The sequence below is a fragment of the Pseudomonas sp. PAMC 26793 genome (assembly GCF_000313235.1).
Taxonomy (GTDB): Bacteria; Pseudomonadota; Gammaproteobacteria; order Pseudomonadales; family Pseudomonadaceae; genus Aquipseudomonas; species Aquipseudomonas yamanorum.
Window position 1 is genome coordinate 167,734 of the sequence record NZ_AMXG01000015.1, and the last position, 26,867, is coordinate 194,600.

Sequence of the window (26,867 nt, forward strand, 5' to 3'; positions counted from 1 at the left end):
ATTGTTCCCAGGAGAAATACCATGAGTAGCACATCGGATAAGGCAAAAGGTTTGGCGAACGAAGCCATCGGCAACATCAAGCAAGGTGTTGGCAAAGTCACCGGCAATGACAAATTGCGGGCTGAAGGCGTGGTTCAGGAAAAGAAAGGCGAAGTGCAAAAAGCAGTTGGCGACACCAAGGACGCGGTAAAGAAAGCGGTCAAATAGTCCTGACCTGGCTGACTGCAACACATCAGCCCGACGGCCATCCACGGATGGCCGTTTTTGTGTCACCGGCAGTGATTAAAGTTTGGAAATTGTTTCAAGGTCGCCAAATGGGCTACCTTGATGTAGTAAACGGCCCCTGAGTCGCCCACGAACTCATATTTTTTGCGGCGAAAGGAGACGCTATGATTTTTCCGGTATTACAAGGCCTGCCCCTGCACAAAGTGCTGGTGCGCACCGTCACAGAGTTCCTGGATGACGAGATGCCTACGTACGCCTCGGCACTGGCCTACCAGATGCTGTTCTCGCTGTTTCCCTTCCTGCTGTTCCTGATTGCCCTGATCGGTTTCCTGCACCTGCCGGACTTCTTCACCTGGCTGCGTATGCAATCGGAACTGGTACTGCCGCCCCAGGCCCTGGAGCAGGTCAACCCGGTGATCGACCAGTTGCAGCAATCCAAGGGTGGACTGTTGTCGGTGGGTATCGTGATCGCGCTGTACACCGCCTCGGCGGGTGTGCGCCTGATGATGAGTGCGATGAACGCCGCCTACGACGTGGTGGAAGGCCGGCCGATCTGGAAGCGCTTCCCGTTGTCGATTTTCTACACCGTAGGTTTCGCCGGCATGCTGTTGGCGGCCGCTGCACTGATGGTGCTCGGGCCGCAGGTGATGGAATGGCTGGCGGGGCAGATCGGCATGCAGGAATTCGTGGTCACGCTGTGGACCATCCTGCGCTGGCCGCTGATCGTGATCCTGTTGATGTTTTCCGTGGCCTTGATGTACTACGTGATGCCTGACGTGAAGCAGAAATTCCGCTTCATCACCCCGGGTTCGGTGCTGGCGGTGGTGGTGTGGATCATTGCTTCCCTGGGCTTTGGCTACTACGTCAAAACCTTTGCCGACTACAACGCCATGTATGGCAGTATCGGCGCGATTATTGTGTTGCTGCTGTACTTCTACATCTCGGCCGCCGTGCTGTTGCTGGGGGCGGAGATGAACGCGGTGATCGAACACATGTCGGCTGAAGGCAAGGATCCTGGTGAAAAAGACTTTGGCGAGCACGACGAAAAAAAGCATGTTTCCGGCCTTGGCCGAGACCCTTCCCTCAAGCCCACTACCGATGAAGTCTGATCGATGATCCGTGAAATCCTGAAAATGGGCGATGAGCGCCTGCTGCGTGTTGCCCCGCCGGTTCCGCCGGAAATGTTCGACAGCCCCGAGCTGTGGCAGTTGATTGATGACATGTTCCAGACCATGGAACACGTCGGTGGCGTTGGCTTGGCCGCGCCGCAGATTGGCGTGGACCTGCAACTGGTGATCTTCGGTTTCGAGAGCAGCGAACGCTACCCCGATGCGCCTGCCGTGCCCCAGACCATCCTGATCAACCCACTGATCACGCCGCTCAGCCCGGTGCTGGAAGAGGGTTATGAAGGGTGCCTGTCGGTGCCTGGTTTGCGTGGGGCAGTGGACCGCTACCAGCAGATTCGCTACGAAGGGTTTGACCCCAAGGGCGAGCCGATTGTGCGGATCGCCGAAGGCTTTCACGCCCGGGTGGTCCAGCACGAGTGCGATCACCTGATCGGCCGGCTGTACCCGTCGCGGATTACCGATTTCAGCAAGTTCGGGTTTATCGAAGTGATGTTTCCTGATATGGACCCGACGGCAGACGAATAACCCTCAGGCAAAACACACATCAAACTGTGGGAGCGGGCTTGCTCGCGAAAGCGGAGTGCCAGTCACCGAAGATATAGACTGATCCACCGCATTCGCGAGCAAGCCCGCTCCCACATTTGTTCTGCGTGCATTCAGATTATTTTGTGGGCTTCACAAACCGCAACGTCATCCGATCCGACTCACCAATCGCCACATACTTCGCCTTGTCCTTCTCCCCCAGCGTCAACGCCGGCGGTAACGTCCAGACCCCATCCGGGTAATCCTTGGTGTCTTTCGGGTTGGCATTCACCTCACTCTGTCCCTCAAGCTTGAACCCCGCATCCGTCGCCAGTTTCACCACATACGCCGTGGTCAGGTAACCGCTGTGCTTGATGTCTTCCAGCGACGCCCCGTCCTTGGCCCGGTGATCCACCACCCCCAGCACGCCACCCGGCTTCAACACCTTGAAGAACGCCTCGAACATCGCCGGCGCCGTATCCGCCATCACCCAGTTATGCACGTTGCGAAAGGTCAGCACGGTGTCCGCCGAGCCTGGTCTGCCCAGCACCGGCGCCTTGGGGTCGAACTCGGCAAAGCCCGCCTTGGCGTAATGCGCCGGGTCTGCGGCGAATTTCTTCTTCAGGTTTTCCTCTGACGTACGCGCGTAGGCACTGCTGCTGGGAGCCTGCACAGCGGCGATGTAATGGCCATTATCCTTTAGCAGCGGCGCCAGCACTTCGCTGTACCAGCCGGCACCCGGGGTGATTTCGATCAGGGTCTGGTTAGCCCGCAAGCCAAAGAATTCCAGGGTCTGTTGCGGATGGCGATAAACATCCCGTGCGCTGTTGGCCGGCAAGCGCCAACTGCCGGCGAGCACGCTTGCGTACTGCTCGGCGGAAACCGGCGTTTCGGCTGCCTGGCTTAAGGCCGGGGCGAGGAGGGCTGCAAGGGATAAGGCTGCAAGGGTCGCTTTCATGATCATCCTGTAATGGGCCGCTGGTGCCGTCGAGGCTAGCATGGGGCCCACAACGGCTGATCACACTTTATTGAAGGTCGTCCTCACCAACGGTTCTAAGCCCATCGCAATCATTGGCTTGTTACGTTTGTAACGCACCAAGCGCTCGGACAGCGACTGCGGCAGCAGCGTGTCCTGGGTAAAACCCAGGCGTTGGTAAAAGCCTTCCAGGTCCGGATGGCACAGCAGCCACACCGTCCCTTCAACGCCGGCCACCGAGGCTCGAATCAACTGCGCCGCCAGCCCCTGGCCACGCATCGCCGGGTCGACAAACAGCCCGGTCAACCATTGCCCGCCCACCACGGGCGTCAGGCACAGGCCCGCGACGATCTCGCTGCCTTTGGCCACCCACAACTGGCCGCCCTTGAGGGCCTTCATCGGTGAGTTATGGCTGCGGTAGAACTTGTTCAGCAGCGGCCACAGAGGCTCTGCCAGTCGGTCGATGTGCAACTCGGGCATGGTTTTCAAACACGCGAATTCAGGGGGCGAAGATTATAAGTCGGGCAAAGCGCCTTCTGTTGGGCAATCGGTGTTATACCCAGTGTTACATCCCCTGTAAGTGGAGCACGCATCATGGCCAAAGGTCTGAATTCCAAGAAAGCTGACAAGAAGAAACCGGCAAAGACCGCCGATGAAAAACGCGCCGAGAAAAAGGCCAAGAAAACCGACAGCAATCTGTTCGGCCACTAACGTTCTAAGCTAAGCACCAAACGATCTGCAAGATTTCCCCGCCTCATTGCACAGAGCAGGATGAAGCCGACTTTTTCGTCGGCCACGCCTGCCCTGAGCTGCCGATGTCCAACTACCTTGATGAAACCCACAGCCTCGAAATCGAAGCCCTGGCCCAGACCTTTACCGCTCGCACCGAGTGGCCGACCTGGCTGCTGTTGATCGGCGTGTATGCCGGCTGGTTTGCGGTGATGTTTGGCAGCCACTGGCTCGGCCCGTGGCTGAGTACTGCACTGTTGATTCCGCTCGTGGCGCTGTGGATGTCCCTGCAACACGAACTCCTGCACGGCCATCCCACCCGCTTCACTGCCCTGAACAAAGTCCTCGGCTACGCGCCGTTTGCCGTCTGGTACCCCTACACCCTGTACCGCAACTGCCACCTTGTTCATCACAATGACGAAGACCTGACGGTGCCCGGTGTTGATCCGGAAAGCCGCTACCTGAATCAGCGACAGTGGGACGCCAGTTCGCTGTTCGAGCGCACCTTGCATTGGCTGACCAAGACCGTCCTCGGGCGCTTCCTGCTGGGTTCGCCGATGGCGCTGTGGAAACTGGCCCGCAACGAATTCAGGCGCCTGCGCCAAGGCCAGCGCCAAGCCTGGTTGATGTGGCTGAGCCATGGCACCGTGACCGTGCTGATGCTGACCTTCATCGCCCACTACAGCGTGCTGCCGGTGTGGCACTACGTGGTGCTGGTCAGCGTGCCGGCCTTGTCGGTGGCGGCGATCCGTTCCTACTATGAACACCGCCCGCACCCACACCCGGAACAGCGCACGGTGCTCAATGAAGCCGCCTGGCCATGGACCTGGCTGTTCCTCAACAACAACCTGCACCTGGTGCATCACGACCTGCCGAAGTTGCCGTGGTACTTGTTGCCCACCGTGTACCGCGCGCGCCGGGAACAATGGGTGGCGCGCAGCGGCGGGTTCCTGGTGCAGGGTTACGGTCAGTTGATCGGGCGTCACGGCCTCAGGCCCATCGACAGCCCACGGCATCCCTTTGCTTGAGAGACGACCATGAGTGACCGCTACGCCGAACTGCTGATGTACGTGGCGCCACAAGAGGTGCAACAGGCCAATGAGTGTTGGCTTTCGCGCACCTTGGAACACCTGGGCCTGACCCGCCGCAATGCCGAACATCTCGACCTTCGCAGCCTGTGGCGCGCCCCCGAATTGCTGCTGACGCAAACCTGCGGCTACCCGCTGATGACCGAGCTGCGCGGGCAAGTCCAGGTGATCGGCCGCCCGCGCTACGAGCTGCCCCACAGCAGCGGCGGCCAGCATTGCAGCCTGCTGCTGACCCGCGACGACAATCCACGCAGCGCCTTGGCCGACTTCCACAACAGCCGCGGCGTGATCAACGGCCATGACTCCAACAGCGGCATGAACCTGCTGCGCGAACGCCTGGCGCCGCTGCAGGAGGGCGGCCGGTTCTTTGCGCAGGTCGGCATCAGTGGTGCTCATCGTGAAAGTCTGCGCTGGCTGCGGGAAGACCGCGCCGACCTGGCCGCCATTGACAGCGTGACCTTCGACTACCTCGCGCGTTTTGCGCCGCAGGAAGTGGCCGGGCTGCGGATCGTCACCCGCAGTGCGCCCAGCCCCACGTTGCCGTACATCACCGCGCCCGGCTCTAGTGAACCCCTGCGTGAAGCCATGAACCTTGCCTTGCAGGACCTGCCCGACGTGGTGCAAACCCTCGGCGTACACGAAGTGCTGCCGGCCACCGAAGCTGATTACCAGGTGCTGCTGGATTACCGGCAGCAGGCCGAAGCCCTGGGTTATCCAAGCCTCCAATGATCGTTCCCACGCTCCGCGTGTGAACGATCGGTTATATAAAAATGCTTTTTAAATATTATTAAAGAATAAGCAGCCTTGCTAGGATCGCTCCACCGGAACACCGGACATAACGCGCAACCTACTCAGATGGAGCCACTATGTCCGGCGCCGACACTTCTCACAGCGACTACGTGGGCGGATTATTCCGCAGTCATTACGACTGGCTGTGCAGCCGTTTGCACCGCCACCTCGATTCCCGCGCCCACGCCGAAGACATCGCCGCCGACACCTTCGTCCAGCTTCTGAGTTCCCCGGGCGTGGCGCCGATCCGCCAGCCTCGCGCCTTGCTCACCACCATTGCCCAACGCCTGATGTACCAGCTGTGGCGCCGCCGTGACCTGGAGCGCGCCTACCTCGACGCCCTCGATCAGGACGAAACCTCGCCCGCGCCATCCCCGGAATACCTGGCTCAGATGCTCGAAGCCCTGCAGGCCATCGACCAATTGCTCGACGGCTTGCCGGCCAAGGTCAAGGCGACCTTTCTGCTGTCGCAGCTCAACGGCCTGACCTACCCGCAAATCGCAGCTGAACTGGGCATTTCCCCGCGTTCGGTCAGCAACTACATGAGCCGTTTGCGCCAGACCCCGGGCCAGCAATACAGCTACCTGTCGCCGACGGCGCCTTTACTGCACGCGGCTCAGTGATGACTTTTAAACCCCCTACCGATCGTTCCCACGCAGAGCGTGGGAACGATCATCTCCAAGAGGCTATTGATGAGAACACTCAAAAACCTGCTCGGTGGCTCGCTACTGGCACTGACGGTCCTGGCACAGTCCGCCACAGCCGCCGAACCTGCCAAACCGATTCACTTCGGTGACATCACCTGGGAAAGCGGCAGCCTCATCACCGAAGTGCTGCGCCTGATCGTCGAGAAAGGCTATGGCCTGCCCACCGACACCTTGCCCGGCAGCACTGTGAGCCTGGAGGCCGCCCTGGCCAAGGACGATATCCAGGTAATCGGCGAGGAATGGGCCGGGCGCAGTCCGGCGTGGGTCAAGGCCGAAAGCGAAGGCAAGGTGTTCGGCCTGGGCGACACCGTCAAAGGCGCCACCGAAGGCTGGTGGGTGCCGGAATACGTGATCAAGGGCGACGCCGAGCGCGGTATCAAACCCCTGGCCCCGGAGCTTAAATCCGTGGCCGACCTGGCCCGCTACAAAGACGTGTTCCGCGACCCCGAAGACCCGACCCGCGGGCGCTTCCTCAACAGCCCCACCGGCTGGACCTCGGAGATCGTCAACAGCCAGAAACTCAAGGCCTACGGCCTGACCGACACCTTCGTCAACTTCCGCACCGGCTCCAGCGCGGCGCTGGATGCCGAGGTCGCTTCGTCGATCCGACGCGGCAAGCCGGTGCTGTTCTACTACTGGTCGCCGACGCCACTGTTGGGGCGCTTCAAGCTGATCAAACTGGAAGAGCCACCGTTCAACGCCGAAGCCTGGAAGACCCTGGCCGACGCCAACAACCCACACCCCATCGGCACCCGCTCGATGCCGGCACACCTGGCGATTGGCGTGTCGGCGCCGTTCAAGGCGCAGTACCCGCAACTGGTGACGTTCTTTGAAAAGGTCGACCTGCCGATTGACCTGCTCAACGGCATCCTCGCGCAAATGGCCGAGAAACGCACCGCGCCGCGCCAAGTGGCCGAAGCCTTCCTGAAAGAACAACCGCAGGTCTGGCAGCAATGGGTGCCGGCGGACGTCGCGGCCAAAGTCAAAGGGAGTCTCTGATGCGCAAACTCATCGCAGCCACACTGTTGGCGCTGTGCGCCGGGCCTCTGCTGGCGGCAGACCCGGCCATCCTGCGCATCGGGTACCAGAAAGGCTCGGTGAGCATGGTGCTCGCCCGTGAGCATCACCTGTTCGAAGAAGGGCTGCCGGGCACCAAGGTCGAGTGGATCGAATTTCTTGGCGGCCCGCCGCTGATCGAGGCCTTGAACGGCGGCAGTATCGACATCGGCAATATCGGTGACATCCCGCCGATCTTCGCCCAGGCCGCCGGCATCGACATTCGCTACATCGGCGTCGAACCCAATGACGGGCGCACCGAAGCGATCCTGCTGCCCAAGGACAGCACCGTGCAGAGCGTGGCCGAACTCAAGGGCAAGCGCGTGGCGCTGCTCAAGGGTTCCAGCGCCCACAACCTGTTCCTCAAAAGCCTGCTGCGTGCGGGCTTGCAGTGGAAGGATGTGAACGTGGTGTACCTGTCGCCCTCCGACGGTCGTGCCGCGTTTGAACAAGGCAAGGTCGACGCCTGGGTCGTATGGGACCCGTACTACTCGGCGGCGGTGGTGGACGGTTCGGCGAAGATGTTGGGGGATGGCCAGGGGCTGAACCCGGCGGGCAGTTTCTTCATCGCCAGCGGCCCGTTTGCCAAGCAGCATCCCCAGGCGATTGCCGCGATTCTCAAGGTGTTTGCCCAGGCCCAGCGGCTGTCCCTGGACCAACACGACGAAAGCGTCGCGCTCATGGCCAAGACCTTGGGCTTGCAGCCGGCGGTGGTGGACAGCTACTTCAAGCACCGCTCGCCGACCCCGAGCCGGCCACTGAACGCGACGGACATCGCCACCCAACAAGGCACGGCCGACGCGTTTTTTGCCAATGGCCTGATCCCGAAAAAGGTCGATGTGCAGCAAGTGGTGTTCAAGGCCCCGTAACGTTATCCCTGTGGTGAGGGAGTTACTGTGGGGGGGCTTGCTGTGGCGAGGGAGCTTGCTCCCGCTGGAGTGCGCAGCGCTCCCGCTTTTTTTGGGGCCGCTGCGCAGCCCAGCGGGAGCAAGCTCCCTCGCCACAGCAAGCCCCCCCCACCAGGAAGGCTATCCAGCGCGTTCAGCGCATTGGCGGCAAGCCATACGCCGCCAAATCAAACTCCGCCAGCTTGCGAATAATCTGGTCCGCATGGTGATACTTGCTGTCCGCCATCGCCTCATCCGGCACCGCAATCGCAGTCATGTGCGCAGCCTTGGCCGCCGTCACGCCAAACGGCGAATCCTCAAACACCAGGCAATCCTCCGGCGCCACACCCAAGCGCCGCGCCGCCGTGAGGAAGATATCCGGCGCAGGTTTGGCCGCCCCCACTTCCGGGTCATCCGCCGTCACGATAGTGTCGAACAGCCCAAACCACTCACGGTGCAGCGTGGTCTTGTGCCCAAACGAATTGCGCGACGAACTGGTGCCCACGGCAATCGGAATGTTATGCGCCTTCAAGTGCCGCACCAACGCTTCAGCGCCCGGCATGCCCAAGGCCTTGGGGAAACGCTCGCTCATCAGCGGCTCGCGGATCACCAGGAATTCTGCAGGCGTAATCGGCAGGTCCAAAGCCTTGACCACGTAATCCGCCAGGTCCTGGGCGCCGCGACCAATGATGTGCTGCTTGATCCCCCAGTCATAGATACGGCCGTAGCGTTCGGCGATGATCTGCGTGACTTCGGTGTAGATGCCTTCGGTGTCCAGCAACAACCCGTCCATATCGAAAATGACAGCCTTGATCGGGACAGCGGTACGCGGTGCATTCATCACTACAGATCCGTGGGCAAAAGGACTAAAAGGATTCAGCACAATAACGGCCAGCGTTGCCTGCAAGCAACCGTTAAGCTTCCGACCGGCAACACTGCCCTTTAGAATATTTACCTTCTCCCTGGAAGTGCCCCCAATGTTCTACCGCCTTTGCGCCGACGGCCTGGTGCTGTTTCATTTGTCGTTCATTCTGTTCGTGCTGTTTGGCGGTTTGCTCGCCCTCAAATGGCGGCCCGTGATGTGGCTGCATTTGCCCGCTGCTGCCTGGGGCGTTGCGGTGGAAGTGTTCCACCTGCCCTGCCCGCTGACCCGCTGGGAAAACCTGTTTCGTCATTTGGCCGGGCAGGAGGGTTACGGCGGTGGATTCATCGAGCACTACATCCTGACCCTGATTTATCCGGCCGGGCTGACGCCGCAGATTCAGTTGGGACTGGGCGCGTTGGTGTTGCTGATCAATATCGCGGTGTATGTGCGGTTGATCAGGCGCTCTTAGGCAAGCAGCCGATACCAGCCAATGTGGCCTCAACTGCCTCATCCAACGGTGTGTGGGGTTCGCTGCCCAACACCTGCACCAGACGACGGTTATCCATGCGTACTTCGGTTTGCCACAGGTAGCGCATTTCCTGCATCTCACGGAAGGTGGTGACAAAGGGCGCGGCCAGTTTCAGCAGCCACCATGGGAACGCCCTGACAGAAGGCTGGCGGCCGGTCCTGCGTGACACCACCCGCTGAATCGCCTGGCTCATCTGCCGACCATCGGCATCTATGTGCCCCGCCATATGAAAGCGGGCGAAGGCATCAAGGCTGTCGCGGCGTGCAATCAACTCGACCATGGTTCTCGCCACGTCAGGCAGGTAAGCCCACTGATGCCCCACGCCTGGCGCTCCTGGATAGCTCACGTTGGCCACCGGCTTTGCGGGCTTGACCAAGCCTTGGGAAAACCAGCTGCTGCCGGCCTTGGCGCCGAAAAAATCGCCCGCCCGCACGATCAGCGCCCGCGCGCCCTGCCGGGTCGCCTCAAGCAAACGCTGCTCCATCTCCACCCGGATCGCGCCCTTGCGGGTAAGTGGGTGCTGCGGCGAATCTTCCTCCAACCGCGTAAAGGCATCCGGCCCGAAGTTGTACACCGTGCCCGGCAGGACAATCGTCGCCCCTTCAGCGATAGCTGCTGCAACGCTGTTGTCGATCATCGGCAGCACCAGTTCCGCCCATCGCTGGTAACCGGGCGGATTGACCGCATGCACGATCACCGAACAACCCTTGGCCGCCGCGACGACTTCCTCACGGTTCAGCGCATCACCTTTTATCCAGGTGAAATCGGCGTTCTGCTTGTGAGCCTTATCCACATCCCTTGTCAGGACGCACACCTGCCAGCCCGCAGCAGACAACTGCCGTGCCACCTCACCACCAATCCCGCCCGTCGCACCCAACACCAGAACCTTGTTCATGCTTTTTCCCCTGACGGTTGTTTGATGGGGCGATTCTGTTCGTCGGCGAGCTATAGAGGAATTGCCGAAGATGATCCAGACGCTATACATTTATGCATGGCATCAAATATTGGTTGGGAGCTTTACCGGTCATTCCTCGGGGTACTCAAGGAAGGATCGTTGTCGGGAGCCGCACGGCAGCTCGGCATCACCCAGCCAACGGTCGGGCGGCACATCGCTGCGCTGGAGAAATCCCTGAACGTGGTGCTGTTCACCCGTTCCGCCAGCGGCCTGCTGCCTACGGCCGTCGCCCTCACCCTGCGCACCCATGCCGAAACCATGGAAACCACCGCCGCCGCACTCGAACGTGCAGCCTCGCCCCAAGGCCCGGAAGTAAGCGGCGTGGTGCGGGTGTCTGCAAGCGAAGTGATCGGCGTGGAAGTCCTGCCGCCGATCATCACCCGCCTGCGCCAGCAGCACCCGCACCTCAAGGTCGAACTGGTGCTGAGCAACCGTCTGCTGGACCTGCTGCAACTGGAAGCCGACATCGCGGTGCGAATGGTCCGACCCAGCCAGGAACAACTGCTGGCGAAGCGCATCGGCGTTATCGAAGTCGGCCTGCACGCGCGCAACGACTACCTGCAACAACACGGCACGCCCCAGAGCCTGAATGACCTGACAACCCACTCAGTCATCGGCTACGACCAGGAAAGCGCGTTCATCCGCAGCCTGGCCGTCAAAGGCTTCGACCGCAGCGCCTTTTCCCTCAGCAGCGATAGCGACCTCGCACAACTGGCCCTGATCCGCGCCGGCGCCGGTATCGGAGGTTGCCAGGTCAAACTGGCCCGGCAAGACACCCGCCTGAGCCGGGTCCTGCCGGACGCATTTGCCCTGCAACTGGACACCTGGGTCACCATGCACGAAGACCTGCGTAATAGCCCACGCTGCCGCGTCACCTTTGATGCCCTGGCGGCCGGTTTGCAGCATTACGTACAGGATTGAGACAGCTTCGCTGGTGAAGAATCAGAGTCCCTCAATCCCTTCATAGACGCCCCCATGTCCGAAGCCTTCGAAGTTCCCAGCCCCCACGAAAAACACGTTGAACATGCCACCGAACATGCCCACCGCAGCGGGGACAATTTCGCCAGCCGCATTGCCGTGATGACCGCCATCATGGCCACCGTCGGCGCCATGCTCAGCTACCAGGCTGGCTCCACCGAAAGCGAAGCGGCGATGGACAAAAACAACGCCGCCATCTTCAAGACCGAAGCCGCCAACCAGTGGAACTACTACCAGGCCAAATCCAGCCGGCAGAACCTCGCCGAGCTGGCGACCCATATTCCAGGGGTTGATGCCAAGCACTACACCGACGAGATCCAGCGCTATAAAACCCAGAAGGAAGACGTGCGCAAACAGGCCGAAAAGCTCGAAGCCACCTCGAAGGAATGGGATGAAAAGTCAGAGCAGGCGCTGCACCAGCATCACCGCTGGGCGCAGGCGATGACCGCGATTCAGATCGCGATTTCATTGGCGGCGATCACGTTGCTGACAAGGAAGGAATGGTTGAAGCGCATGGCGTATACCGCCGGTGGGGTGAGTGTGGTGTTGGGCGGGATGGCGTGGTTGCATATTTGAGAGCTGGATTTTCATCGCCCTTCGAACGTGGAGCGCGGAAAAAGCAGAAACACGACGTTACGTCACGTCGCGTTTCGCTGGTAGCTATCCCTAAACCAAACCGACTATAAAACTCGCCATCGCTCGCAACGTGCCGGAGGTACGAAATGCTTATTACGACTTCGCAAACAAAACCTTCCGAGACACTGCGGGCCGACAGCTTCTGGATGGAAATCTGGCAAAGTGGAGCTTTGAGCATCCAGGAAGCCGAAAGGCGGGCGCAGGGCTCGCGACGCTTAAAAGAGGCCTACTCGTCGGTACCCTTCTACGCGAAGAAGGCAGCTCGAGACTCTCAATTCTGGAGCAAATTTTACGCGAGCCGCGTGAATTCGTAGAAAAGGGCAATCTTGCGGGAATCTTCTACTGACCATCTGATACCCCCTCCTCCTAGACTCACTCATATTCACCAGACCCCTCGCGTCAGAAAACATCGGCATATTCCGGCATATCCGCTTGGGGTCCTACACCTACTCGCTATATAGTAAAACGCATAACGCCTGACACTATAAAGCCGAGGAAAAGCCGGTGACCGCACAATCATCCAAGGAAGCTGTGGGCTTCGCCTACAGCATCGACTCAATGCGGTACGCCCAGGCCATGACCTGGCGCGCCATCGAAGCACTGTCCAAACTCATCCGCCCCGGCATGCTCGAATCCGAAGCCCGCGAACTCGGCAAAAAAGTCCTCGCCGACCTCGACATGCAGCGCATCTGGCACCCGCTGCTGGTGCGCTTTGGCGCCAACACCCTCAAGACCTTCGAGGAACGCTCCGACGGCGACCCGGTGCTGGGGGAAAACGACATCTACTTCATCGACATGGGCGCCGTGTGGCAAGGCCATGAAGGTGATGCGGGGGCGACATTCAGCACCGGTAACGACCCCGAGATGAAGGCATGTGCGAGCGCGGCAAAAGCGCTGTTTGATCGGGTTGAGCGGCGCTGGAGGAACGACAAAGTCGTCGGCCTGGAGCTGTATCGTTTTGCCGAAGAGCAAGCGAAGGAAATGGGTTGGGTGCTGAACCTGGACATCAAAGGGCACCGCGTCAGCGATTTCCCCCATGCGATTTATCGTGGCGGTGACCTTGGGGATTTTGACCAGTATCCCAATGAAGGGCTGTGGATTCTGGAGATACAGATCGCGCACCCGAGCGGGGCTTATGGTGCGTTTTACGAAGATTTGCTGGCTTAATTTTTCAAGGAATAAAGATGGAACGCTCGACCGAATTTCCCGTGCTGTTGTTTTCCTACGGCACGTTGCAGGACAAGGCTGTGCAGTTGGCCAACTTTGGTCGGGAGTTGGTGGGCCAGCGGGATGCGATGCTGGGGTATTCGACAAGCTGGGTGGAGATTACCGATCCTGAAGTGTTGGCTGCGAGTGGCAAGACCCATCATCCGATTGTTTCGCCGAGCGGGCGGAATGAGGACAGTGTTGAGGGGATGGTGTTTCAGATTACCGAGCAGGAACTGGCGGCGGCGGACGCGTATGAAGTGTCGGACTATAAGCGGGTTTCGGTGGGGTTGGCTTCGGGGTTGACGGCTTGGGTGTATGTGCAGGCTTGAGGGGGTGCAGTTGGTCAGTCGGAGTGATTTCCTACAGATCAATCGGAAGGCATGCCCTGCCGGGTTTGTGAGGTGGGGCATATAGTTCGCCGGTCGCCTACATGGCGACCGGGTTTGGCGACTCGACTACTAAGACGGCAGAAGCTTCCCGGCTAATTTGCGGGATGCTCCTGCGCGCAATAAGCTACCCAATGGTAGCTGTGCGTGGGAGACCTTCGGGTCTGCCGGCATTGTCCGTCTTGTTCCGGTTCGCCAACCCGCGTACGGCTGCCACCTTTTGTTTGGCGACAAATGTGTGGCTGCTCTCCTCCATTAAGAGAACGGACATCACATATGAACCAATACATGGCCCTCACCAGCAACGATTGCGAGACACCTGCCCTTTTTGTAGATACCACTGCGCCGCTGGACGTTTTGCTGGACGCTGCTGGTTATCGAATTCGTGCTGTTACTCAAGTTCTTGAAAATCTGGCACTGCGTGCGGAAATCAGCAGCGATACGGTTGTGCTTAGCGATTTTTCGCTGCTGTGTTCGATTCCTTTGCGCGATGGTTGTGATTTGCTGGATGTTATTGGGCGACGTATGGCTACGCAGTGCTCCTAAACCCATTGGCTTAATTTTCCCTGGCACAACCACCTATTCAAACCCCAGAAACCACAAAACCCCTGATTTCTCTCGAAACCAGGGGTTTTGTTTACATCGAATTTGGCGGTGAAGGAGAGATTCGAACTCTCGATACAATTTCTTGTATACACACTTTCCAGGCGTGCTCCTTAAGCCACTCGGACACTTCACCGTATCTCGTCAAACTGATTCAGTCTGTCGAGGCGCGCTAATGTAGTCGAAAGCTTTTCCGATGGCAAAGGTTTTTTTCAGAATTTTCATGCGCTTAGGCGGTTATGCCGTTCCAGACCTCTGCGGCGCCATGCACACCACGGCGATTCTGCCATTCTCGGGCACTCGCGGCGCTTGTCTATAGTAGCTGCTGCGCCTTGCCGAAGGCCGCCTGCGGGCGGGCATGGGGGAAAAGTCTGACTGGGTAGTCAGTCATGGCGCTTTACCGGGGCGGGCGCGGTGGGTAACGTCTGCCGTCTGTCCTTCTATTACAAGCATTACAAGGAATCGCGTCATGAGTGAGTTGATTGCCTACCACCTCCAAGACGGTATCGCGACCCTGACCCTGAGCAACGGCAAGGTGAATGCCATTTCGCCGGCAGTGGTCAGTGCGTTTAATGAAGCGCTGGATCAGGCCGAGAAAGATCGGGCGGTGGTGATCATCACGGGCACGCCGGGGATTTTGTCCGGTGGCTATGATTTGAAGGTGATGACCGCCGGCCCTAAAGAAGCGGTGAGCCTTGTGACGTCGGGTTCTACCCTGGCCCGCCGCCTGTTGTCGCACCCGTTTCCGGTGATCGTGGCGTGCCCTGGGCACGCGGTGGCCAAGGGCGCGTTCCTGTTGTTGTCGGCGGATTACCGGATCGGTGTGGACGGGCCTTTCAGCATTGGCCTGAATGAAGTGATGATCGGCATGACCATGCACCACGCCGGGATCGAGCTGGCGCGGGATCGTCTGCGTAAGTCGGCCTTCCACCGTTCGGTGATCAATGCCGAGATGTTTAACCCGCAGGACGCGTTGAGCGCCGGGTTCCTGGATAAGGTGGTCGCGCCGGAAGAATTGCAGGCAGCCGCGCTGGAAGCCGCTCGCCAATTGAAGAAGATCAATATGAATGCCCACAAGCACACCAAGCTGAAGGTGCGCAAGGCGCTGCTGGAAGCCCTGGATGACGCGATCATTCAGGATCAGGGCCACTTGGGTTAAATCGAACCTACGCCTGCTGAATCGAAGCCCGACCTTGAGTCGGGCTTTTTCTTACAAAGAATTCCGGATTGCCTACAACCGCTCTAGGCGGTGTCTGTCACGGCGCGTTGAAACATGCGCTTAAACATCGCCTATCTTCCGACTCTATAGGGGCAATTGCCGAATACAGTGCACATCCGTACACTGCGCCACCTTTTGTCCCGATGGGCTGTGTCGATGCTTTTTTTGTTACGCATGTTGTTGATGGGCCTGCATTTTATGATTGCGGGCGTCCTGGGCGTGCTACTGGGGATCTGTCGGCCGTTCAATCCGGACAACAGCCGTTACTGTGCGCGTCTGTATGCCGTGCCGGCGATGTGGCTGTTGCGCCTGCGGGTGAAGGCTGAGGTCGACTCGCTGCGCAACAAGCCCAGCAGTTGCGTGATCATCGCCAACCATCAGTCCAACTATGACCTGTTTGTGTTCGGCACGGTGGTGCCCTACCGCACGGTGTGTATCGGCAAGAAGAGCCTGAAGTGGGTGCCGTTGTTTGGGCAACTGTTCTGGCTGGCGGGCAATGTGTTGATTGACCGGGGCAACGCCCACAAGGCGCGGCGCTCGATGCTGACCACCACACACACCTTGCAGCATGCAGACACCTCGATCTGGGTGTTCCCGGAAGGCACGCGCAATTTCGGCGAAACCCTGCTGCCGTTCAAGAAAGGCGCGTTCCAGATGGCGATCGCCGCGGGCGTGCCGATTGTGCAGGTGTGTGTCAGCACCTATGTGAAGCAGATGAAGCTCAACCGCTGGAACAGTGGCGATATTCTGATTCGCTCGCTGCCACCAATTCCTACGAAGGGGCTGACGATGGATGACATGCCGCTGTTAATGCAGACCTGCCGCGAGCAAATGAAAGATTGTATTGAAGCAATGGACCGAGAGTTGGAAATCGCCCCCTGTAGGAGCGAGCTTGCTCGCGAAGGACGTTAACGATTACGCGTTCATTCTGGATTAACCCGTCGCTCTCAGGTTTTTCGCGAGCAAGCTCGCTCCTACAGAGGGCGCGTTCAAGCTAAGCTGCGCAACAACTGTCATCCAATAAAGAAGCGATCAGCACTATGGGTAGAGTTGTTGCGGCCGCCGTCTATAGCGCCGGAAAGAAAGTCACCGATATCACCCTCGACGAAGGCGCTGCCTGGGCCGCCAAGCCCGACCACTTTGTGTGGATCGGCCTGGAAGAGCCCAGCGCCCTGGAGCTGGCCAACCTGCAACGCCAGTTCAACCTGCATGAATTGGCCATCGAAGACGCCCTGGAAAAACACAGCCGCCCCAAGCTTGAAACCTTCGGCGACGCGCTGTTTATCGTGACCTATTCGCCGGTGCGCGATAACGGCAAGCTGGAGTTTATCGAAACCCATATTTTTGCCGGCAGCGGCTACATCATCACCGCCCGCAACGGCCACTCGGCGTCCTATGGTTACGTGCGCCAGCGTTGTGAGGCGCGGCCTCTGTTACTGGAGCATGGGGAAGATTTCGTACTCTATGCGCTGCTGGACTTTGTTACCGAGAACTACCAGCCAGTGAGCGAGGCGATTCATGCCGAGGTCGATGAGCTGGAGCGCAACGTGTTGTGCAACTCCCTGAGCGAAGCGGATATCCAGAAGCTCCACGGCCTGCGCCGCGATGTGCTGCGGCTGAAGCGCTACGTGGCGCCGATGGTGGAGATCAGTCAGGAGTTGCAGAAACTGAGCTTCCCGTTTATCGACAAGAACATGCGTCCGTACTTTCGCGATGTGCAGATTCACGTCACCCGGCAGATGGAAGACCTGACCACCCTGCGGGATATCGCCAGCCAGACCATCGAGATAGGGGTGTTGCTGGAAGCGTCGCGCCAGAGTGTGGTGCAACGCAAGTTTGCCGCATGGGCAGCGATTCTGGCGTTCCCGACGGCGGTGGCCGGGATCTACGGGATGAACTTCCAGAACATGCCGGAGCTGCAATGGCACTACGGCTATTTTGCGGTGCTGGGGTTTATTGCGGTGGGGTGTACGAGTTTGTGGGCCAGCTTCAAGCGTTCAGGCTGGCTATAGGAAAACTGCTGTTGTGGCGAGGGAGCTTGCTCCCGCTGGGGTGCGAAGCGCCCCCAAGGCTTGCGACTGCTGCGCAGCCGAACGGGAGCAAGCTCCCTCGCCACAAAAAGCTCGTCAATCAACCCGATTCGTTAGGCCACGTCCGCTTTTGGTTTGTGCGCCACAAACCGCATCATCCATTCCGCCACGGTCACGCCGTGGTGATCTCTTTCCAGACTGGCCACACCATTGGTGTAGACCTTCTCCCCCAGGGTTGTCTGAAGAATCTCCAGCAGTTCGCGGGAATAGTCGTGGATAAATTCCGGGTGGCCCTGGAAGCACAGCACCTGGTCTTCGATGTGATACGCCGCATACGGGCAAAATTCGCTGGAAGCGATCACTGTGGCGTTTTCCGGCAGGGTGGTGACCTGGTCCTGGTGGCTGATCAACAGCGTCAACTCTTCCACCACCGGGCTCATCCACGGTGCCTTGGCGTTCAGTTTGTAGTCATGGATGCCCATGCCCCAGCCCTTGGTCGCCCGCTCGGTCTTGCCGCCCAACAGCAGCGCCAGCAACTGGTGGCCGAAGCAGATGCCGATCAGTTTGTCGCCGCGGGCATGGCGGTCCAGCAGGTAGGTCTTGAGGGTCTGGATCCAGGGATCGGTGCCGAAAGAGTCAGCTTTGCTGCCCGTCACGAGGTACGCGTCGAACACTTCTTCATCCGCCGGGTATTCGCCCTGCACCACGTTATAGATGACGAATTCGGCGGCAATCGGCTGTTTGGAAAACAGGCGCTTGAACATCTGCCCGTACCCTTGGTACTGATCGATCAGTCCAGGACGCAGGATATCGGTTTCCAGGATGCACACGCGTAACGACATAAAAAATACCTGACACGGCGATGGGAATAATGAACACCCCAGAGCCTGCCTTGAAATACCCTTCCAAGGCAAGCCCGCTCCCACATTTTGATCACCGAAACGCTTCAGCCTTTGCGGCTTTCTCCAACAGCAGCGCCGGTGGTGTGAAGCGCTCACCGTATTGCTCGGCCAGGTAACGGGCGCGGGCGATGAAGTCGTTCAGGCCGTACTGGTTGATGAATTGCAGCGCCCCGCCACTCCAGGCGGCAAAACCGATACCGAAGATCGAGCCGACGTTGGCATCCGCCGTCGACATCAACACGCCCTCTTCCACACAGCGCACGGTTTCAATGGCCTGGATGAACAGCAAGCGGTCACGTACGTCCTGGGCCGAGATCCGTTGCTCAGGCTTTTCAAAGCGGTTTTTCAGCTCAGGCCACAGGTGTTTCTGCCCGCCCGCCGGGTAATCGTAGAAGCCACCCCCCGCGGCCTTGCCCGGGCGTTTGTATTCGTTGAGCAACAGGTCGATCACGGCAAATGCCGGATGCTGGGGTAACGGCTTGCCCTCGGCCTGTAGGTCCTTGGCCGTCTGTTGGCGGATATGGCTCATCAGGCTGAGGGAAACTTCGTCAGAGACCGCCAACGGTCCCACAGGCATGCCGGCCTTGCGTGCCTCGGTCTCGATCATCGGCGCCGCCACGCCTTCGTCGAGCATGGCGATGCCTTCGTTGGTGAAGGTGCCGAACACCCGTGAGGTGAAGAAGCCGCGACTGTCGTTGACCACAATCGGGGTTTTCTTGATTTGCAGGACGAAATCGAAACCTCGGGCCAGGGTTTCGTCGCTGGTTTGGGTACCTTTGATGATTTCCACCAAGGGCATTTTGTCCACCGGGCTGAAGAAGTGCAGTCCGATAAACTTGCTCTGGTCGGGCACCGCCGTGGCCAACCCGCTGATGGGCAAGGTGGAAGTGTTGGAGGCGATCACCGCGTCGGCACCCACCACGCGTTGCGCGGCCGCCGAGACCTTGGCCTTGAGGTCCCGGTCTTCGAAGACGGCTTCGATGATCAGGTCGCAGCCGGCGAGGTCGGCATCGGATTCGGTAGGAATAATCCGCGCGAGGATGGTTTCCCGCTGCTCAGTGGTCAATTGCCCACGGCCGACCTTCTTGTCGAGCAACGTTGCCGAGTGGGCCTTGCCCTTCTCCGCCGCCGCCAGGTTGACGTCCTTCAGCACCACCTCAACGCCCGCCGAGGCGCTGACATAAGCAATGCCCGCGCCCATCATCCCGGCGCCAAGCACGCCGATCCTGTGTGTCACGTACGGCGCAAAACCCTTGGGTCGCGAGCTGCCGGCGTTGATTTCATTAAGTTGGAACCAGAAGGTACCCATCATGTTTTTCGCCACTTGCCCGGTAACCAGCTCGGTGAAGTAGCGGGTCTCGATCAGGTGGGCGGTGTCGAAATCCACCTGGGCACCTTCCACGGCGGCGCAGAGGATTTTCTCCGGAGCCGGGAAGCAGCCGTTGGTTTTGGCGCGCAGGATCGATGGCGCAATGGCGAGCATTTGCGCGACTTTCGGGTTGGACGGCGTGCCACCTGGGATCTGATAACCCTTGATGTCCCAACGCTGTTTCGCCTCGGGGTTGGCCAGAATCCACGCCCGGGACTTGGCCAGCAGCTCGTCTCGATCTGTCGCCAGCTCATCAACCAACCCGGCTTGCAGCGCCTGTTGCGGCGTAATCTTTTTGCCTTCCAGCAAGTAGGGCAAGGCCTTTTCCAGGCCCAGCATCCGCACCATGCGCACCACACCGCCGCCACCCGGCAGCAGGCCAAGGGTGACTTCCGGCAGGCCGATCTGTACCGACTTGTGGTCCAGCGCCACGCGGTGCTGGCACGCCAGGCAAATCTCCCAGCCACCGCCCAGTGCCGCGCCGTTGATGGCGGCCACCACCGGTTTGCCGAGGGTTTCCAGGGTGCGCAGTTGCGCCTTCAGCACCAGCACGCTGTCGTAGAAGTCCTTGGCGTGGGGCTGGTCGACCTTGATCAGTTCATTGAGGTCACCGCCGGCAAAGAAGGTCTTTTTCGCCGAGGTGATGATCACGCCCGCTATCGAATCCTTTTCGGCGTCCAGGCGGGCGACGGTGGCCGCCATGGCCTCGCGGTACACCCCGTTCATGGTGTTGGCGCTCTGGCCGGGCATGTCGATGGTCAGCACCACGATCTGGTCCTGGCCTTTTTCGTAACGAATGGCATCGGTCATGACTGATTCCTTAGGCTCAGAGGCGTTCGATGATGGTGGCGATACCCATGCCGCCGCCGACACACAGGGTGGCCAGGCCATACCGCTGCTGGCGCACCTCCAGTTCGTCGAGCAAGGTGCCGAGAATCGCGCAGCCGGTAGCGCCCAGCGGGTGGCCCATGGCGATGGAACCGCCGTTGACGTTGACCCGGGCGGCGTCGATGCCCATGTCCTTGATGAACTTGAGCACCACCGACGCAAACGCTTCGTTGACCTCGAACAGGTCGATGTCTTCAACCCGCAGGCCAGCCTTGGCCAGGGCCTTGCGGGTGGCCGGTGCAGGGCCGGTGAGCATGATGGTGGGGTCAGTGCTGGTGACCGCCGTAGCGACGATGCGCGCCCGGGGTTGCAGGCCGAGTTCGCGGCCACGGGCGGAAGAGCCGATCAGCATCAACGCCGCGCCGTCGACGATCCCGGAACTGTTGCCCGGTGTGTGCACGTGGTTGATACGCTCGACGTGGCTGTAGACCCGCAAGGCGGTGGCATCGAAGCCCATCTGGCCCATCATCTCGAAGCTGGGCTTGAGCTTGCCCAGGCCTTCGAGGGTGGAGTCGGCCCGGATGAACTCGTCCTGATCCAGCAGCACGATGCCGTTCTGGTCCTGCACGGCGATCAGCGACTTGCTGAAGGAACCGTCTGATCTGGCCCGCGCGGCTTTCTGCTGTGAGTGCAGGGCAAAGGCGTCGACGTCCTGACGGGTGAAGCCTTCCAGCGTGGCAATCAGGTCGGCGCCGATGCCCTGTGGGGTGAAGTGGCTGTGCATATTGGTTTGCGGGTCGAGTACCCAGGCGCCGCCGTCGCTACCCATGGGCACGCGGGACATGGACTCGACGCCGCCGACCACCACCAGGTCTTCAAAGCCGGAGCGCACTTTCATCGCGCCGAGGTTCACGGCCTCCAGGCCCGACGCGCAAAACCGGTTGATCTGCACACCGGCGACGCTGATATCCCAGTCCGCCACCAATGCGGCGGTCTTGGCGATGTCGGCACCTTGGTCGCCAATCGGTGTGACACAGCCGAGGACGATGTCATCCACTTGCCGGGTATCGAGGTCAGTGCGCTGTTGCAGCGCAGTCAACAACCCGGCCACCAGGTTCACCGGCTTGACGCTGTGCAAGGCGCCATCCGGCTTGCCTTTGCCACGGGGCGTGCGTATCGCATCAAAGATCAAAGCTTGGGTCATGACGTCCTCGAATTACTGGGCAACGGATCGTGCCCTTACCTTAGGCGCCGGGGCGGCGGATTCAATGACCGAACCGCTCATTGACCTTGACGCACACGCTCAGACGAACGGTAGGAGGCTACGGGATTCGGCTGATTAATCGTTTTAGCTGTCTAGCCCTAGGGCTGGCGTCTGGCTGGCAATTGGCCTCATGCCTTTTTAATAAGTTTTCTCCAGGTAATGAGATGAAATGGATCTAAGTCAAGCAGAACGAGGGCTCTAAGGTTGAATCTGTAGGAGAAGTAAATGGTTGCCGCCGGGTTTTGCTGGGGCACCTGTAAGAACTGTAAGAAAAGAGTCATGTAGCACCGTCATAGTTGAATCGACCGGCACGCATTTGACGCTCAGAAATAACAACAAAAGGCAGTCAGCCATGTTCAAGCATTCGAAAGTTCGTCAGGCGGGACTTATTCTTTTCGCCACCACACTGATTCTGATCTTGCCCAACCTCACCAAGGTCATTGGGTGACCTCTCACACCCCACGTTCTGCGCAGACACAGCGCCAGGATCGCAGCCTTTGGCAGCACCTTTCGGGATATTGCGCATAGCGATCCCGTCAGGGGCTGCCGTTTTGCGTGCCGGTTTCAGCTAGTTTTGCGGTATCGTGAACCCGCATCGCCACTCAAACACGGGCCCTTCCTTGAAACAGATCATCGTCCTCATGAGCCTGCTGCTCGCCTTGCCGGCGTCTGCCGCACAGCTGACCATCGAGTTGGATCACACCCGTAAAACCTGGGAAACCGCCGAGCTGCTCAAGCGCCCGGATGCACAGACGGTGCAGATCGTTGATGACGTTTCCTACAAGCGCAACATGACGTATCGCGCGGTACCGTTGGCAGCGCTGTTGCCGGGCATCACGCCGGAAAATCATCTGCAGGCGGTGGCGCTTGACGGCTTTGCCGCGGAACTGACGGCGGCGCCGCTGTTGTCAAAACGCGGCGCGCAGGCCTGGTTGGCGGTGGAAGACCCGGCGCATCCGTGGCCGCCACTGGCAGACGGCAAGCCCAGTGCCGGGCCGTTTTATCTGGTGTGGACGGACCCGCAGGCCGGGCCTATCAGCCCTGAGCAATGGCCGTTTCAGATCTCCGGCATCAAACAGATGAAGACGGTGGCGGAGCGCTTTCCGGCGTTGTTACCGGACCCCAAACTGGCGGCGGACGATCCGGTGAATCAAGGCTTCGCGCTGTTCCAGAAGAACTGCCTGGCGTGTCATCGCCTCAACGGTGCTGGCGATGCGCAGGTGGGGCCGGACTTGAATATTCCCTACAACCCCACTGAATATTTCGCCGGGGATTTCCTCAAGCGCTACATCCGCGATCCGCAAAGCATGCGGCATTGGCCACAGGCGAAGATGCCGGCGTTTGCGGCCAGCGTGCTGCCGGATGCGGACCTGGATCTGCTGGTGGGGTACTTGAAGCATATGGCAGGCAGAAAGCAGCCTTAAGGCTCGGGTAAACCTGTGGCGAGGGAGCTTGCTCCCTCGCCACAAAAAGCTTTCCTGCCACAGAGAGCTTTCCTGCTACACACAGCTCCCTCTCTCCCGGAATCCTACTGCTGCTGCACCGAAATCACCGGTGTCGGTGCCACAAATACCTTGGCATGCATCTGCTCATGCCCTCCCCCACGGCGCATGCCCCGCACCGGGCAGGCGTCCAGGTAATCCAGGCCCACCGCCAGCTTCAGATGCCGCTCCGGCCGGGCCAGTTGGTTAGTCACATCAAAGCTGTACCAGGCGTCATCCAGCCAGGCTTCGGCCCAGGCGTGGCTGGCCAGGTGCTCGCAGTCTTCGCTGTACAAATACCCCGAGACATACCGCGCCGGAATCCCCAGGCTACGGGCACAGGCGAGGAAGGCGTGGGTGTGGTCCTGGCACACCCCGGCACGCCCGGCAAACGCCTTGGCCGCACAGGTGTCGACTTCGGTAGAGCCGGGCGAGTAGGTCATGTACTGGTTCAGCGCATGCATCAGATCAATCAACGCACTGCGGTCGCGGCGCTGGTGGCAATGCTTTTCGGCAAAGCTGCGCAGGGCATCGTCCGGCTCAGTCAAACGGGTGCAGCGCAGGAACGGAAATGCCGACTGGCTTTCATGTTCCGCCTCGCGCAATTCATCGATATCCACCTGGCCACGGGCGCCGATGATGATGGCTTCGTGGGGCTCATCCAGGGTCAGCACGTGCAGGATGTTGCCGAAGGGGTCCAGTTGCGCCCGCACCGGCCGGGGCAGGTCCAGCTGCCAACTGAGGACGTGCTGGCGCTCGCTGTCGTGGGGCGTGAGACGCAGGTACTGGATGCTGGCACGCACCTGGTCTTCGTAGTGGTAGGTGGTTTCGTGGCTGATGGAAAGTCTCATGCCGCCTCCAGGTAGGAACTGTAAATAGCATCGCCCAGCTCGCGCACGAGCGGGATGAAGTCGGTCAGCCAAGCGTGCAGGCCTTCCTCGAGAATTTCGTCGATGGCGGTATAACGCAGCCGTGCGTCCATCTCGGCTGCCAGGCGCTGGGCCGGGCGACCGTTGATGCCGGGCAGGCTGCCAAGGATCTGATCAATCTCCTCACTGCACGCCCGCAGCGAACGCGGGACGTCGGCGCGCAGCAGCAACAGCTCGGCGACTTGCCGAGCGCCCGGGGCGTCACGGTAGATCTCGGTGTAGGCCTCGAACGACGACAAGGCGCGCAGCAACGCACTCCACTGATAGTAGGCGTGGGCGGTGCCATCGGTGACCGCTTTGGCCTGGTCACCGGCCATTTCATAGCGGGCATCCAGCAGGCGCAGAGTGTTGTCGGCCCGTTCGATAAAAGTGCCGAGGCGGATAAAACGAAAAGCGTCATTACGCATGATGGTGCCGTAGGTGGCGCCACGGAACAGGTGGGAGCGTTCCTTGACCCACTCGCAGAACCGGCTCATGCCATAACGGCTCAGGCCCTGCTGGGCGATGTCGCGAATTTCCAGCCAGGTGGCGTTGATGTTTTCCCACATGTCGGCGGTGATTCGCCCACGTACGGCGTGGGCACTGGCCCGGGCCGCACCGAGGCAGCTGTAGATGCTGGCGGGGTTGGCCGCCTCCAGGGCGAAGAAGTGCAGCAGGCGCTCGGCGTGCAGCTCACCGTGACGCTCGCGGTAATCGTCGAGGGTGCCGGTGATCAACAGCGGCATCGCCAGTTCATGCAGGCCATCGCCACGCCCGTCCTGGGGCATCAGCGACAGCGAATAACTGACATCGAGCATCCGCGCGAGGTTTTCCGCACGCTCCAGATAGCGCGACATCCAATACAAATCCGAGGCAGTTCTACTCAACATATTTCAATCCTCAACCACCCAGGTGTCTTTGGTGCCGCCGCCCTGGGACGAGTTGACCACCAGAGAACCCTCCCGCAGCGCCACGCGGGTCAGGCCACCGGGCACCACACGGGTTTCCTTGCCTTGCAGCACGAACGGGCGCAGGTCGATGTGGCGTGGGGCGATGCCGTTTTCGACGAAGGTCGGGCAGGTGGACAGGCACAGGGTTGGCTGCGCGATATAGGCGTGGGGCTTGGCCTTGATGCGTGCGCGGAAGGCTTCGATTTCCGCCGCCGAGGCCGCCGGGCCGACCAACATGCCGTAGCCACCGGAGCCCTGGGTTTCCTTCACCACCAGCTCCGGAAGGTTGGCCAGCACGTGAGACAGTTCACTGGGATTACGGCACTGGAACGTCGGAACATTCTTCAGGATCGGTTCTTCATCCAGGTAAAAACGGATCATCTCGGTGACGAAGGGATACACCGACTTGTCATCCGCCACCCCGGTACCGATGGCATTCGCCAGCACCACATTGCCCGAGCGGTACGCCGCCAGCAGGCCTGGCACCCCGAGCATGGAGTCCGGATTGAACGCCAGCGGGTCGAGGAAGGCGTCGTCGAGGCGGCGGTAGATCACATCCACCGCCTTGGGGCCGTCCGTAGTGCGCATGAACACTCGGTCATCACGCACAAAGAGGTCGGCGCCTTCCACCAGTTCCACGCCCATTTCCCGGGCCAGAAACGCATGCTCGAAGAACGCACTGTTGAAACGTCCCGGGGTGAGTACCACCACGCTGGGGTTATCCAGCGGGCTGGAGCTTTTCAGGGTGTCGAGCAATAGGTTGGGGTAGTGGTCGATGGGCGCGATGCGCTGGGCGGCGAACAGTTCGGGGAACAGGCGCATCATCATCTTGCGGTCTTCGAGCATGTAGCTGACACCGCTGGGGGTGCGCAGGTTGTCTTCGAGGACGTAGTAAGTACCGTCGCCATCGCGTACGAGGTCGACGCCGGAGATGTGGGAATAGATATCGCGGTGCAGGTCCAGGCCCTGCATCGCCAACTGGTATTGCTCGTTGGCCAGCACTTGCTCGGCGGGGATGATCCCGGCCTTGATGATCCGTTGTTCGTGGTACAGGTCGGCGAGGAACATGTTCAGCGCCTTGACCCGCTGGATGCAGCCGCGCTCGACGATCCGCCACTCACTGGCCGGAATGCTGCGGGGAATCGTGTCGAAGGGAATCAGGCGTTCGGTGCCTTGCTCATCGCCATACAGCGTGAAGGTGATGCCGGCACGGTGAAACAGCAAATCGGCTTCACGGCGGCGCTGAGCCAGCAGCTCGGCAGGCGTCTCGGCCAACCAGCGGGCGAACTCGCGGTAATGGGGGCGCACCTGCCCTGCCCCGTCGTACATCTCATCGTAATAAGTGCGGATCATGCCGTACTCCTTGTCACCCGGACGCCAGAACCATCGCAAGGCCCGTGCCAGCGGCATAAACACTTAAGTATCAATCAGTTGGAGATAGGCGCAGGTCTCACCGCACCGTCCCGGTGCAGCAAATGCCCGCTGTCATGGGCGGCGCCTCATTGCAATGCAGGCCATGACTATCACCAGCATAGTCAGAGTTGATTTCATCGCGCGGCAAACCCTGCGGATAATCACCTCCATCGGCTGAACAGGACATGTCCTACAGCCTGAACCTTTGCTTGATGGGTAACGTGATACGGCATGTA

Annotated in this window: 29 protein-coding genes and 1 tRNA gene; 19 read left to right on the forward strand and 11 right to left on the reverse strand. The window is 60.1% G+C overall.

The features are described from left to right. The first annotated feature begins 21 nt into the window (after positions 1-21). The 3 genes from D109_RS0103830 (at position 22) to def (ending at position 1,877) form a co-directional block, all read left to right on the forward strand. The gene (locus D109_RS0103830; protein WP_017475749.1) at positions 22-207 is read left to right on the forward strand and encodes a CsbD family protein; all 186 of its coding nucleotides are present in this window, start codon (positions 22-24) and stop codon (positions 205-207) included. Between the two features lie 182 nt (positions 208-389). Beyond that, positions 390-1,334, forward strand: a complete 945-nt coding sequence (locus D109_RS0103835) for a YihY/virulence factor BrkB family protein (RefSeq protein ID WP_017475750.1) — start codon at positions 390-392, stop codon at positions 1,332-1,334. Positions 1,335-1,337: 3 nt separating this feature from the next. Continuing rightward, the gene (gene def, locus D109_RS0103840) at positions 1,338-1,877 is read left to right on the forward strand and encodes a peptide deformylase (protein ID WP_017475751.1); all 540 of its coding nucleotides are present in this window, start codon (positions 1,338-1,340) and stop codon (positions 1,875-1,877) included. A 136-nt stretch (positions 1,878-2,013) separates the two neighbouring features. On the opposite strand, the gene D109_RS0103845 is transcribed toward def, so the two are convergent. After that, entirely contained in the window at positions 2,014-2,832 is an 819-nt protein-coding gene (locus tag D109_RS0103845) for a class I SAM-dependent methyltransferase (protein WP_017475752.1), read from the reverse strand. A 60-nt stretch (positions 2,833-2,892) separates the two neighbouring features. Continuing rightward, positions 2,893-3,330: a GNAT family N-acetyltransferase gene (locus tag D109_RS0103850; protein WP_017475753.1), complete on the reverse strand. Its 438-nt coding sequence runs from the start codon at positions 3,328-3,330 to the stop codon at positions 2,893-2,895. Positions 3,331-3,665: 335 nt separating this feature from the next. Between D109_RS0103850 and D109_RS0103860 the strand changes: the two genes are divergently transcribed. The 5 genes from D109_RS0103860 (at position 3,666) to D109_RS0103880 (ending at position 8,088) form a co-directional block, all read left to right on the forward strand. Further along, positions 3,666-4,607 carry a fatty acid desaturase gene (locus D109_RS0103860; protein WP_017475754.1) on the forward strand — a complete coding sequence of 314 codons (942 nt, stop codon included), beginning with the start codon at positions 3,666-3,668 and terminating at the stop codon, positions 4,605-4,607. A gap of 9 nt (positions 4,608-4,616) precedes the next feature. Then, complete coding sequence (locus D109_RS0103865; RefSeq protein ID WP_017475755.1) at positions 4,617-5,396, forward strand: phosphate/phosphite/phosphonate ABC transporter substrate-binding protein; 780 nt, start codon at positions 4,617-4,619, stop codon at positions 5,394-5,396. Positions 5,397-5,533: 137 nt separating this feature from the next. Continuing rightward, positions 5,534-6,079, forward strand: coding sequence for a sigma-70 family RNA polymerase sigma factor (locus D109_RS0103870; protein ID WP_017475756.1), 546 nt, complete (start codon positions 5,534-5,536; stop codon positions 6,077-6,079). Between the two features lie 69 nt (positions 6,080-6,148). Beyond that, positions 6,149-7,162: an ABC transporter substrate-binding protein gene (locus D109_RS0103875; protein WP_017475757.1), complete on the forward strand. Its 1,014-nt coding sequence runs from the start codon at positions 6,149-6,151 to the stop codon at positions 7,160-7,162. Continuing rightward, positions 7,162-8,088 carry an aliphatic sulfonate ABC transporter substrate-binding protein gene (locus D109_RS0103880; RefSeq protein ID WP_017475758.1) on the forward strand — a complete coding sequence of 309 codons (927 nt, stop codon included), beginning with the start codon at positions 7,162-7,164 and terminating at the stop codon, positions 8,086-8,088. The genes D109_RS0103875 and D109_RS0103880 overlap by 1 nt, the downstream gene beginning before the upstream one ends. Positions 8,089-8,260: 172 nt before the next feature. Here D109_RS0103880 and D109_RS0103885 read toward each other — a convergent pair whose 3' ends face one another. After that, the gene (locus tag D109_RS0103885; protein ID WP_017475759.1) at positions 8,261-8,947 is read right to left on the reverse strand and encodes an HAD-IA family hydrolase; all 687 of its coding nucleotides are present in this window, start codon (positions 8,945-8,947) and stop codon (positions 8,261-8,263) included. Positions 8,948-9,083: 136 nt separating this feature from the next. Here D109_RS0103885 and D109_RS0103890 point away from each other — a divergent pair, with 136 nt between their 5' ends. Next, positions 9,084-9,440 carry a DUF2784 domain-containing protein gene (locus D109_RS0103890; RefSeq protein WP_017475760.1) on the forward strand — a complete coding sequence of 119 codons (357 nt, stop codon included), beginning with the start codon at positions 9,084-9,086 and terminating at the stop codon, positions 9,438-9,440. On the opposite strand, the gene D109_RS0103895 is transcribed toward D109_RS0103890, so the two are convergent. After that, positions 9,427-10,395 (reverse strand): SDR family oxidoreductase, encoded by a 969-nt coding sequence (locus tag D109_RS0103895; RefSeq protein WP_017475761.1) that lies wholly within the window; start codon positions 10,393-10,395, stop codon positions 9,427-9,429. The genes D109_RS0103890 and D109_RS0103895 overlap by 14 nt on opposite strands. 96 nt (positions 10,396-10,491) lie before the next feature. Here D109_RS0103895 and D109_RS0103900 point away from each other — a divergent pair, with 96 nt between their 5' ends. The 6 genes from D109_RS0103900 to D109_RS1000000132530 all read left to right on the forward strand — a co-directional run bounded on the left by D109_RS0103900 (position 10,492) and on the right by D109_RS1000000132530 (position 14,210). Beyond that, the gene (locus D109_RS0103900; protein WP_026077762.1) at positions 10,492-11,376 is read left to right on the forward strand and encodes a LysR family transcriptional regulator; all 885 of its coding nucleotides are present in this window, start codon (positions 10,492-10,494) and stop codon (positions 11,374-11,376) included. A 54-nt stretch (positions 11,377-11,430) separates the two neighbouring features. Then, positions 11,431-12,009, forward strand: a complete 579-nt coding sequence (locus D109_RS0103905; protein WP_017475763.1) for a DUF4337 domain-containing protein — start codon at positions 11,431-11,433, stop codon at positions 12,007-12,009. 130 nt (positions 12,010-12,139) lie between these two features. Continuing rightward, positions 12,140-12,415 carry a hypothetical protein gene (locus D109_RS1000000135190; RefSeq protein ID WP_161635744.1) on the forward strand — a complete coding sequence of 92 codons (276 nt, stop codon included), beginning with the start codon at positions 12,140-12,142 and terminating at the stop codon, positions 12,413-12,415. Positions 12,416-12,573: 158 nt separating this feature from the next. Continuing rightward, a complete protein-coding gene (locus D109_RS0103915) occupies positions 12,574-13,236 on the forward strand; it encodes a M24 family metallopeptidase (RefSeq protein WP_017475764.1) in 663 nt (220 codons plus the stop codon). A gap of 17 nt (positions 13,237-13,253) precedes the next feature. Beyond that, positions 13,254-13,607 carry a gamma-glutamylcyclotransferase family protein gene (locus tag D109_RS0103920; protein WP_017475765.1) on the forward strand — a complete coding sequence of 118 codons (354 nt, stop codon included), beginning with the start codon at positions 13,254-13,256 and terminating at the stop codon, positions 13,605-13,607. A gap of 333 nt (positions 13,608-13,940) precedes the next feature. Next, the gene (locus D109_RS1000000132530; RefSeq protein WP_004371186.1) at positions 13,941-14,210 is read left to right on the forward strand and encodes a hypothetical protein; all 270 of its coding nucleotides are present in this window, start codon (positions 13,941-13,943) and stop codon (positions 14,208-14,210) included. A 103-nt stretch (positions 14,211-14,313) separates the two neighbouring features. Here D109_RS1000000132530 and D109_RS0103930 read toward each other — a convergent pair. Then, a tRNA-Ser gene (locus tag D109_RS0103930) sits at positions 14,314-14,403 on the reverse strand. A gap of 333 nt (positions 14,404-14,736) precedes the next feature. Between D109_RS0103930 and D109_RS0103935 the strand changes: the two genes are divergently transcribed. The 3 genes from D109_RS0103935 (at position 14,737) to D109_RS0103945 (ending at position 17,498) form a co-directional block, all read left to right on the forward strand. Next, on the forward strand, positions 14,737-15,426 hold the full coding sequence (locus tag D109_RS0103935; RefSeq protein WP_017475767.1) for a crotonase/enoyl-CoA hydratase family protein: 690 nt from the start codon (positions 14,737-14,739) through the stop codon (positions 15,424-15,426). Between the two features lie 216 nt (positions 15,427-15,642). Beyond that, positions 15,643-16,398, forward strand: a complete 756-nt coding sequence (locus tag D109_RS0103940; RefSeq protein WP_017475768.1) for a 1-acyl-sn-glycerol-3-phosphate acyltransferase — start codon at positions 15,643-15,645, stop codon at positions 16,396-16,398. Between the two features lie 128 nt (positions 16,399-16,526). Continuing rightward, on the forward strand, positions 16,527-17,498 hold the full coding sequence (locus tag D109_RS0103945; RefSeq protein ID WP_017475769.1) for a magnesium and cobalt transport protein CorA: 972 nt from the start codon (positions 16,527-16,529) through the stop codon (positions 17,496-17,498). A 131-nt stretch (positions 17,499-17,629) separates the two neighbouring features. On the opposite strand, the gene D109_RS0103950 is transcribed toward D109_RS0103945, so the two are convergent. The 3 genes from D109_RS0103950 to D109_RS0103960 all read right to left on the reverse strand — a co-directional run bounded on the left by D109_RS0103950 (position 17,630) and on the right by D109_RS0103960 (position 21,819). Next, on the reverse strand, positions 17,630-18,358 hold the full coding sequence (locus tag D109_RS0103950) for an amidotransferase (RefSeq protein ID WP_017475770.1): 729 nt from the start codon (positions 18,356-18,358) through the stop codon (positions 17,630-17,632). A 91-nt stretch (positions 18,359-18,449) separates the two neighbouring features. Further along, complete coding sequence (locus D109_RS0103955; protein ID WP_017475771.1) at positions 18,450-20,597, reverse strand: 3-hydroxyacyl-CoA dehydrogenase NAD-binding domain-containing protein; 2,148 nt, start codon at positions 20,595-20,597, stop codon at positions 18,450-18,452. 16 nt (positions 20,598-20,613) lie between these two features. Next, positions 20,614-21,819, reverse strand: a complete 1,206-nt coding sequence (locus D109_RS0103960; RefSeq protein ID WP_017475772.1) for an acetyl-CoA C-acetyltransferase — start codon at positions 21,817-21,819, stop codon at positions 20,614-20,616. Between the two features lie 701 nt (positions 21,820-22,520). Between D109_RS0103960 and D109_RS0103975 the strand changes: the two genes are divergently transcribed. Continuing rightward, on the forward strand, positions 22,521-23,303 hold the full coding sequence (locus D109_RS0103975; RefSeq protein ID WP_017475774.1) for a c-type cytochrome: 783 nt from the start codon (positions 22,521-22,523) through the stop codon (positions 23,301-23,303). A 104-nt stretch (positions 23,304-23,407) separates the two neighbouring features. Here the strand turns inward: D109_RS0103975 and D109_RS0103980 are convergent, their stop codons facing one another. Genes D109_RS0103980 through D109_RS0103990 form a run of 3 tightly spaced genes read right to left on the reverse strand, consistent with a single transcriptional unit; the run spans position 23,408 to position 26,571 of the window. Next, a complete protein-coding gene (locus D109_RS0103980; protein WP_010165966.1) occupies positions 23,408-24,211 on the reverse strand; it encodes a transglutaminase family protein in 804 nt (267 codons plus the stop codon). Beyond that, the gene (locus D109_RS0103985) at positions 24,208-25,158 is read right to left on the reverse strand and encodes an alpha-E domain-containing protein (protein ID WP_026077764.1); all 951 of its coding nucleotides are present in this window, start codon (positions 25,156-25,158) and stop codon (positions 24,208-24,210) included. The genes D109_RS0103980 and D109_RS0103985 overlap by 4 nt, the downstream gene beginning before the upstream one ends. Positions 25,159-25,161: 3 nt before the next feature. After that, complete coding sequence (locus D109_RS0103990) at positions 25,162-26,571, reverse strand: circularly permuted type 2 ATP-grasp protein (RefSeq protein ID WP_017475776.1); 1,410 nt, start codon at positions 26,569-26,571, stop codon at positions 25,162-25,164. Between the last annotated feature and the right edge of the window lie 296 nt (positions 26,572-26,867).

Coding starts and splice junctions, on each gene's coding strand:
- D109_RS0103830 (WP_017475749.1), top strand. CDS start 22: ATGAGTAGCACATCGGATAAGGCAAAAGGTTTGGCGAACGAAGCCATC.
- D109_RS0103835 (WP_017475750.1), top strand. CDS start 390: ATGATTTTTCCGGTATTACAAGGCCTGCCCCTGCACAAAGTGCTGGTG.
- def (WP_017475751.1), top strand. CDS start 1,338: ATGATCCGTGAAATCCTGAAAATGGGCGATGAGCGCCTGCTGCGTGTT.
- D109_RS0103845 (WP_017475752.1), bottom strand. CDS start 2,832: ATGAAAGCGACCCTTGCAGCCTTATCCCTTGCAGCCCTCCTCGCCCCG.
- D109_RS0103850 (WP_017475753.1), bottom strand. CDS start 3,330: ATGCCCGAGTTGCACATCGACCGACTGGCAGAGCCTCTGTGGCCGCTG.
- D109_RS0103860 (WP_017475754.1), top strand. CDS start 3,666: ATGTCCAACTACCTTGATGAAACCCACAGCCTCGAAATCGAAGCCCTG.
- D109_RS0103865 (WP_017475755.1), top strand. CDS start 4,617: ATGAGTGACCGCTACGCCGAACTGCTGATGTACGTGGCGCCACAAGAG.
- D109_RS0103870 (WP_017475756.1), top strand. CDS start 5,534: ATGTCCGGCGCCGACACTTCTCACAGCGACTACGTGGGCGGATTATTC.
- D109_RS0103875 (WP_017475757.1), top strand. CDS start 6,149: ATGAGAACACTCAAAAACCTGCTCGGTGGCTCGCTACTGGCACTGACG.
- D109_RS0103880 (WP_017475758.1), top strand. CDS start 7,162: ATGCGCAAACTCATCGCAGCCACACTGTTGGCGCTGTGCGCCGGGCCT.
- D109_RS0103885 (WP_017475759.1), bottom strand. CDS start 8,947: ATGAATGCACCGCGTACCGCTGTCCCGATCAAGGCTGTCATTTTCGAT.
- D109_RS0103890 (WP_017475760.1), top strand. CDS start 9,084: ATGTTCTACCGCCTTTGCGCCGACGGCCTGGTGCTGTTTCATTTGTCG.
- D109_RS0103895 (WP_017475761.1), bottom strand. CDS start 10,395: ATGAACAAGGTTCTGGTGTTGGGTGCGACGGGCGGGATTGGTGGTGAG.
- D109_RS0103900 (WP_026077762.1), top strand. CDS start 10,492: ATGGCATCAAATATTGGTTGGGAGCTTTACCGGTCATTCCTCGGGGTA.
- D109_RS0103905 (WP_017475763.1), top strand. CDS start 11,431: ATGTCCGAAGCCTTCGAAGTTCCCAGCCCCCACGAAAAACACGTTGAA.
- D109_RS0103920 (WP_017475765.1), top strand. CDS start 13,254: ATGGAACGCTCGACCGAATTTCCCGTGCTGTTGTTTTCCTACGGCACG.
- D109_RS1000000132530 (WP_004371186.1), top strand. CDS start 13,941: ATGAACCAATACATGGCCCTCACCAGCAACGATTGCGAGACACCTGCC.
- D109_RS0103935 (WP_017475767.1), top strand. CDS start 14,737: ATGAGTGAGTTGATTGCCTACCACCTCCAAGACGGTATCGCGACCCTG.
- D109_RS0103940 (WP_017475768.1), top strand. CDS start 15,643: ATGCTTTTTTTGTTACGCATGTTGTTGATGGGCCTGCATTTTATGATT.
- D109_RS0103945 (WP_017475769.1), top strand. CDS start 16,527: ATGGGTAGAGTTGTTGCGGCCGCCGTCTATAGCGCCGGAAAGAAAGTC.
- D109_RS0103950 (WP_017475770.1), bottom strand. CDS start 18,358: ATGTCGTTACGCGTGTGCATCCTGGAAACCGATATCCTGCGTCCTGGA.
- D109_RS0103955 (WP_017475771.1), bottom strand. CDS start 20,597: ATGACCGATGCCATTCGTTACGAAAAAGGCCAGGACCAGATCGTGGTG.
- D109_RS0103960 (WP_017475772.1), bottom strand. CDS start 21,819: ATGACCCAAGCTTTGATCTTTGATGCGATACGCACGCCCCGTGGCAAA.
- D109_RS0103975 (WP_017475774.1), top strand. CDS start 22,521: ATGAGCCTGCTGCTCGCCTTGCCGGCGTCTGCCGCACAGCTGACCATC.
- D109_RS0103980 (WP_010165966.1), bottom strand. CDS start 24,211: ATGAGACTTTCCATCAGCCACGAAACCACCTACCACTACGAAGACCAG.
- D109_RS0103985 (WP_026077764.1), bottom strand. CDS start 25,158: ATGTTGAGTAGAACTGCCTCGGATTTGTATTGGATGTCGCGCTATCTG.
- D109_RS0103990 (WP_017475776.1), bottom strand. CDS start 26,571: ATGATCCGCACTTATTACGATGAGATGTACGACGGGGCAGGGCAGGTG.